A 7,112-nucleotide genomic window follows, 5' to 3' on the forward strand; every position below is an offset into this window, starting at 1 on the left:
GTTACTTGTGTAACTGTAAAGCTATTTTCAAAAGTTCAGGATCTAGGCCTTTACGATATCGAGTCAAGTTATCGAGAGGAACATCAACGACTTGACCTTGATTCACACCGACCATCATATCGCTATAACCGGCCAGTAGATATTCTACGGCTTTGGCGCCTAAGCATGAGGCCAGTACTCGGTCATGGCCACTTGGGTGTCCTCCTCTTTGTATATGGCCCAGTATCGAAACGTAAGGTGTATGCCCGTGATGGGCCATTTGTTCAGCAAGACGATTGGTTAGTCCTGGGGCGTTGCCTTCAGCAACCACAATGATGCCACTGGATCCTAAGCCTTTCCGTTTAGAGGTTGCCAATTGCAATGAAATTGCCTCTACATCGACGGCAAACTCAGGGACAACAATCATCTCCGCACCTGCTGCGATGCCAACATGTACGGCAAGAAACCCTGAGCTTCGTCCCATAACTTCGACTAAGAAATAACGCTCATGGGAGTCAGCTGTGTCGCGTATTTTGTCAATCGCATTGAGTGCAGTATTAACAGCCGTGTCAAAGCCGATGGTATCATCTGTTCCAAAAATATCGTTATCAATCGTCCCAGGTATTCCAATGACGGGTAACCCTGTCTCCTCTTCAAACAAGTGTGCTCCTGTCAGCGAACCATCGCCGCCAATAACAATCAGTGCTTCGATACCCAGTTTACGAAGTTGGCTCGCTGCGTTGGCACGGATCGTGGCTTGATGAAATTCAGAACAACGCGCACTTTTTAAAAAGGTGCCGCCTTTTTGAACAATATTGGAGACGCCCTTGCTAGAAAGGACGTGAATGTCTCCGTTAATCAGGCCGCTATAGCCACGCTGCACACCGTATACCTTGATACCGTGATGTAAGGCTGTTCTTACAACACCTCGAATCGCTGGGTTCATACCGGGAGCGTCACCACCACTTGTTAGAACTGCAATGGATTTATAACGGCGAATGGGTTCAAGCGTGGGTAAATCATACATAAAGCACCTGTATTTATCATCGAGTTATGACTATAACTAACCTGAAGTCTAGCAGATGCTGAGAGAATCCGCAGGTGAAGGCTTTGATTTTAAAATGATTGAGGTGAAGTGAATGGTGTATCGTGTTCTGTGTAGATGCATAGGTGTGCTAGCACTGTGCTGGGGGCTTTCACTAACCGTATTGGCAGAGTCGTTTGTCACCATTGCGACGGGTGGAGTAACGGGGGTGTACTATCCTGCAGGAGGTGCAATTTGTCGTTTGGTGAATCGCGATCGAGTGGATCATGGCATTCGTTGTGCCGTGCGAACAACGGGTGGATCGGTTTATAACCTGTCGGGGCTTAGAACCGGCGAGTTTGATTTAGCGATTGTGCAGTCTGATTGGCAATATCATGCGTTCGAGGGAAGCGATGTGTTTTCTGCGGCAGGTCCGCATCATGAGCTGAGGTCTGTTTTCTCTTTGCATCCTGAACTCTTTACGCTTCTCGTTCGTGACGATGCTCAAATCAGCTCTTTAAATGATCTAGTGGGTAAACGTGTCAACATTGGCAACAAAGGGTCGGGTCAACGAGCAACGATGGAACGGCTGATGTTACTTAAGGGCTGGGATACGACTAGTTTTGCGGAGGTGTTTGAGTTGGGTGCTGCTGAACAAGCAAGTGCACTGTGTGATGGAAAAATTGATGCAATGATTTATGTAGTGGGACACCCAAGTGGTTCTGTACAAGAGGCGACAACCATTTGTGATGCAAAATTGGTTGATGTTAAAGATGCCGATGTTGATGATTTAGTAAGTCGTCATTCGTATTACAGGCAGGCATACATTCCCGGTGGACTCTATCGAGGAAATGGTCTGGATGTAGTCAGTTTTGGTGTGGCTGCCACGCTAGTGACCACAACCAACGTCAGTGATGACGTGATTTATGCAATGGTTAAATCCGTTTTTGAGAGTCTTACTGCATTTCGGCGCTTGCATCCAGCATTTGCGATTTTGACAAAAGAGGCTATGGTAAATGAAGCTTTAAGCGCCCCCTTCCACTCGGGAGCGGAACGCTACTATAAAGAAGTGGGGCTGATAGAATAAGTTCTGACTGATCATCAAGCTTCTCATCTAGCGCTGAATCGGTTAAGGTTAAACTTTAGTGTAAAGATTAAGTATGTTTGGTTGTTTTTGTTGCTCTGTTTTAAAATGTATAGAGTTGTTTATTAACAACTAAATGTCTTAGGTTAGTAATAAAAACTATAATCCTTAAGGGGTGTATGTATGAAGCGTCTTACATTTTCAGCCGCTGCGTTGACAGGGGCCGTTCTGGCTGCAACGACTTTCTCAACACAAGTGGTTGCGGATCAGAAGTTCATTACCATTGGTACCGGTGGACAAACAGGCGTTTATTACGTCGTTGGTCAGTCCGTATGTCGAATGGTTAACCGCAATAGTGATGAGCATGGTGTGCGTTGTAATGCACCTTCTACTGGTGGTTCCGTTGCTAACGTAAATGGCATGAAAAGTGGTGAGCTTGATATGGGCGTTGTTCAGTCTGATGTTCACTACAGAGCCTATAACGGTGAAGCAAACTTTGAAGAAGGTGGTGCATGGGGTGAAATGCGTTCTGTGTTCACCATGCATGGTGAGCCATTGACGGTGATTGCACGTGCTGATTCCGGTATTAGCGAGTTTGCAGACCTCAAAGGCAAGCGAGTGAACATTGGTAACCCAGGTTCAGGACAACGTAACACTATGGACTTAGTGATGGGCCGTATGGGATGGACAGTGAGTGACTTCGCATTGGCATCACAATTGGATGCAGCCGAACAGGCTTCTGCATTATCAGATAACAACATCGATGCAATGATCTATGTTGTTGGACATCCAAATGGATCAATACAAGAAGCAACGACCACTGTTGACGCTCGTTTGATTCCAGTCACTGGAGCGGAAATTGACGGTCTGATTGAAGAGTTCCCTTACTATACGCGCTCTGTGATTCCAGGTGGTTTGTATCGCGGTAATGATAACGATGTAGAAACGTTCGGTGTGGCTGCAACCTTTGTGAGCCATGCGGGTGTAGATGATGAGGTTGTTTATCAAACCGTTAAAGCCGTGTTTGAAAACTTTGACCGTTTCAAGCGTTTACATCCGGCATTTGCTAATTTGAATGAAGAAAGCATGGTCTCCGACGGTTTGACAGCACCCTTGCATGATGGTGCTAAGCGTTATTACGTGGAGCGTGGCTGGATTCAAGAGTAATCAAGCCTAGTTAAACTTGACGTTAATAAAAATGCGCGCTGATGTCGCGCATTTTTTGTTTAGCGAGAACCTAAGAAATCGTGCCCCACGAATCAGCTGTAAGCTTTCGTGTGACGTGACAGGTAGATGTGGCGGTGAATTTGTATTTACGGCGTAAGCCGCTAGTCTAAAGAAGTGCAGCTGTCCTGTCGGCAGGGTTTCAAGGGTGCATGGTTCGTAAGTTTACAGAGTACTTATACGGCACATTCAGTGTTCAGCATAATGACATCAGGATACGTCTATGACACATGATAAAAAACATTCATCGGCTGAAACAGTTGATCTAGATGAGCTCGTTGCCTCAACTGACACAGGTTCAAGATCACCTGATGGTCTTCCAGGAAAACTATTAGTTAGTTTAGCGGCGGCATGGTCACTATTTCAGCTTTGGATTGCATCACCCTTACCTTTTATGGTTGGGTTTGGTGTTTTTAATGCAACGGAGGCTCGCTCCATACATTTGGCCTTTGCATTATTGCTTGCTTTTATGGCTTATCCTGCGTTTAAAAATTCACCTCGTAATCGTATTCCAGCGTTGGATTGGATCGTAGGTGGTATAGCCGCTTTTGGTGCTGGCTATATATTCTTATTTTATAATGAGCTGTCTGGACGTCCAGGTGCGCCTATTTTACAAGATGTCGTGATAGGTGTAATGGGGTTGTGTCTGCTGCTAGAGGCGACGCGTCGAGCGTTAGGGCCACCGCTTGTGATTGTGGCATTATGTTTTATCCTATACAGCCTCTTCGGACCCCATATGCCGGGCATCCTCGCTCATCGAGGCGTCAGTCTAAATGGATTAATCAATCATCAATGGTTAACTGCGCAAGGTGTGTTTGGTATTGCTTTAGGCGTATCGACAAGCTTTGTGTTTCTTTTTGTGCTTTTTGGAGCGCTGCTTGATAAAGCGGGTGCGGGCAATTACTTCATTAAAGTTGCCTTCTCGCTGTTAGGCCACTATCGCGGAGGGCCTGCAAAAGCTGCAGTTGTAGCCTCTGGAATGACTGGATTGATCTCTGGATCGTCGATCGCCAACACGGTGACGACAGGAACCTTCACAATACCCATGATGAAACGGGTAGGTTTCAGTTCCGAAAAAGCGGGTGCTGTTGAAGTCTCATCGTCTGTCAATGGACAAATTATGCCGCCTGTGATGGGTGCTGCAGCATTTTTAATGGTGGAGTATGTTGGTATTTCGTATGTTGAAGTGATCAAACATGCCTTCTTACCTGCCGTTATCTCCTACATCGCCTTAATTTACATTGTGCATTTAGAGGCTTTGAAAGCCAATATGAAGGGTTTACCTTCAAGTAACCCTGTCCGTCCCTTGTTAAATAAAGTATTAGGGTTCATGACAGGATTGATCTTGTTAATGATACTCTCTTTTGGTGTTTACTACGGGCTTGGTTGGCTCAAACCGATATTAGGTGATACAACGCCTTGGGTTGTTTCGGTCGTTCTGGCGGTTGTTTATGTTTTATTGCTGAAAATCGGTGCAGGATATCCTGAACTAGAGTTGGATGATCCCAATTCTGATGTGGTTAAGCTGCCGCAAACACGTCCGACGGTGATGGTAGGATTGCATTATATACTTCCCGTGATTGTTCTTGTCTGGTGCTTGATGGTTGAGCGCCTCTCCCCAGGTTTGTCAGCCTTTTGGGCGACAGTGTTTATGATTTTTATCATGCTCACCCAGCGTCCTTTAATTGCAATCTTCAGACAGCGCAGTCAGCTTTCGGCCGACTTAAAAGAAGGTGTGAACGATCTCTGGATTGGTCTTGTTGCAGGTGCCAGAAACATGATTGGTATCGGGATTGCGACAGCCGCCGCTGGAATCATAGTGGGCGCCGTATCACAAACCGGTGTAGGCTTGGTTTTGGCTGATGTTGTTGAGCTGCTGGCGATGGGTAATCTGATGTTGATCCTAGTGTTGACAGCATTGCTAAGCTTAATCTTAGGTATGGGATTGCCTACAACCGCGAACTATATTGTTGTATCTGCATTAATGGCCCCTGTTGTTGTACTGCTTGGTCAGCAAAATGGTCTAATCGTCCCTTTAATTGCTGTGCATCTCTTTGTGTTTTACTTTGGGATAATGGCGGATGTTACGCCCCCTGTTGGGCTTGCTTCCTTTGCCGCAGCCGCTGTTTCCGGAGGCGATCCGTTAAGAACGGGTTTTCAAGCCTTTTACTACAGCATGCGAACAGCCGCCTTACCCTTCTTGTTTATATTTAACACCGATCTGTTGTTGATTGATGTGACGTTTATGCAAGGGATTTTTATCTTTATCGTTTCAACGATCGCAATGCTGATTTTTGCGGCAGCAACACAAGGCTATATGTTAACGCGTAATCGTTGGTATGAGACGGTTCTGCTATTACTGGTTGCCTTCACTTTATTCAGGCCCGGTTACTGGATGGACAAAATACATGATCCCTATCAGCAAGTCCCTCCCGCTCAGTTTGAACAAGCGTTGATGAGCGTTGATTCAGGAAGTAGTTTGAGGGTTCGGGTTGAAGGTGAAAATGATTTTGGTGATCCCCTCATTACCTATTATTTAGTGCCTGTGCCTTCTGGAGCAACGGCTGAAGAGCGAATGAGTAATCTAGGGCTCCAGCTGATGATTGAAGGAGAAAGAGCGATTGTTGATTTGGTTGATTTTGGTAGCCTGGCGGCTGATATTGGCTTCGATTTTGACCAAGAAATTCTCGAAATCAGTGCGCCTGTTGATCGCTGGGCTAAAGAGTGGATATGGATACCGGGTTTCGCGCTGTTTTTAATGATATATCTTCTTCAATATCGTCGACGCGCATCTGATGATCAATTCGCTAAGGCATAAAAAGAGGTATTCACGATGTACACAAAAATATTATTGCCAGTGGTATTGAATGAAGAGTGCTCATGGCGAAAAGCATTGCCTGTTGCTATTGACTTGTGTCGTACCTATGGAGCCTCTTTGCATATTTTAACGGTTCTGCCTGAGGTTAGTATGCCTATGGTTGGGTCTTTCTTTCCGAAAGATTTCAGTACCAAAGCACATCAAGCATTAAAAGAGCAGTTAAAAAAATTTGTTGCTGAGCATATTCCAGAAGGTATTCACGTCCAAAGAATCGTAGCAGATGGCTCACCATGGGAGACAATTATTCGGATCAGTAAAGACGTTGATGCTGATTTGATTGTAATGGCGGCCCATAATAAACGAAATTTGGTGGATTACGTGCTAGGCCCTAACTCATCACATGTGGTGAGGCATAGTCATAAGTCAGTCATGGTTGTTAGGTGAACTGTCGCCGCTATCATGATTAAGGTGGGCGGCAATGTTGAATGCAGTCAGATTTTCCTGAGTGTCGTATGCGCTTGGGGATTGACGCAACAACAGAGTTGTCGTCCAGTGACTCTCTATGTGGGTATTGAAGGTCATTTTTTAAATTATTTAAAAAAGTAGTTGACCTCTCCCAAAAACCTCTTTAATATTCGCGCCTCGCTTGAGAGACAAGCCCTTCCGGGGGAGAGTCACTGAAGCGGGGCTTCTTTTTAAGTATTTGATTAAAATACAGATTAAGAAGTGGTTGGTGGTTTTTCAGGTGGATGTTTCGAGAAAATAATTTAAAAATTCTTGAAAATAAAGCTTGACACTGACGAGGGGTTCGGTAGAATACGCACCTCGCTTGAGACGACTCAAAACACCGAGTTGGCCAAGACGCTCTTTAAAAAATTAATCAGGTAATGCGTGTGGGCGCTTGTTCAGGTTAGGCATTAAAGCTTAATCAAAAACAAGCAACCTATATGTGAATTCATTTAGATGTACGTTTTTGAGCATGA

At 45.2% G+C, this 7,112-nt stretch carries 5 protein-coding genes; 4 read left to right on the plus strand and 1 reads right to left on the minus strand.

All coding sequences use genetic code 11. From position 1 onward, the window contains the following. Nucleotide 1: 1 nt before the first annotated feature. A complete protein-coding gene (pfkA, locus tag F5971_RS10250; protein ID WP_193494913.1) occupies nucleotides 2-1,006 on the minus strand; it encodes a 6-phosphofructokinase in 1,005 nt (334 codons plus the stop codon). Between the two features lie 112 nt (nucleotides 1,007-1,118). Here pfkA and F5971_RS10255 point away from each other — a divergent pair, with 112 nt between their 5' ends. The 4 genes from F5971_RS10255 (at nucleotide 1,119) to F5971_RS10270 (ending at nucleotide 6,573) form a co-directional block, all read left to right on the plus strand. Then, a complete protein-coding gene (locus F5971_RS10255; RefSeq protein ID WP_193494914.1) occupies nucleotides 1,119-2,090 on the plus strand; it encodes a TAXI family TRAP transporter solute-binding subunit in 972 nt (323 codons plus the stop codon). A gap of 180 nt (nucleotides 2,091-2,270) precedes the next feature. Then, on the plus strand, nucleotides 2,271-3,254 hold the full coding sequence (locus F5971_RS10260; RefSeq protein WP_036514411.1) for a TAXI family TRAP transporter solute-binding subunit: 984 nt from the start codon (nucleotides 2,271-2,273) through the stop codon (nucleotides 3,252-3,254). Between the two features lie 280 nt (nucleotides 3,255-3,534). Beyond that, nucleotides 3,535-6,129, plus strand: a complete 2,595-nt coding sequence (locus F5971_RS10265) for a TRAP transporter permease (protein WP_193494915.1) — start codon at nucleotides 3,535-3,537, stop codon at nucleotides 6,127-6,129. 15 nt (nucleotides 6,130-6,144) lie between these two features. Further along, nucleotides 6,145-6,573, plus strand: coding sequence for a universal stress protein (locus tag F5971_RS10270; protein ID WP_036514414.1), 429 nt, complete (start codon nucleotides 6,145-6,147; stop codon nucleotides 6,571-6,573). The last annotated feature ends 539 nt before the right edge of the window (nucleotides 6,574-7,112 follow it).

The organism is Nitrincola alkalisediminis (genome assembly GCF_009821115.1).
GTDB classification, from domain to species: Bacteria; Pseudomonadota; Gammaproteobacteria; order Pseudomonadales; family Balneatricaceae; genus Nitrincola; species Nitrincola alkalisediminis.

Bases quoted from the DNA above. Each gene is read 5' to 3' on its own strand.
- F5971_RS10260 (WP_036514411.1), top strand. From the start codon at position 2,271: ATGAAGCGTCTTACATTTTCAGCCGCTGCGTTGACAGGGGCCGTTCTG.
- F5971_RS10255 (WP_193494914.1), top strand. From the start codon at position 1,119: ATGGTGTATCGTGTTCTGTGTAGATGCATAGGTGTGCTAGCACTGTGC.
- F5971_RS10270 (WP_036514414.1), top strand. From the start codon at position 6,145: ATGTACACAAAAATATTATTGCCAGTGGTATTGAATGAAGAGTGCTCA.
- F5971_RS10265 (WP_193494915.1), top strand. From the start codon at position 3,535: ATGACACATGATAAAAAACATTCATCGGCTGAAACAGTTGATCTAGAT.
- pfkA (WP_193494913.1), bottom strand. From the start codon at position 1,006: ATGTATGATTTACCCACGCTTGAACCCATTCGCCGTTATAAATCCATT.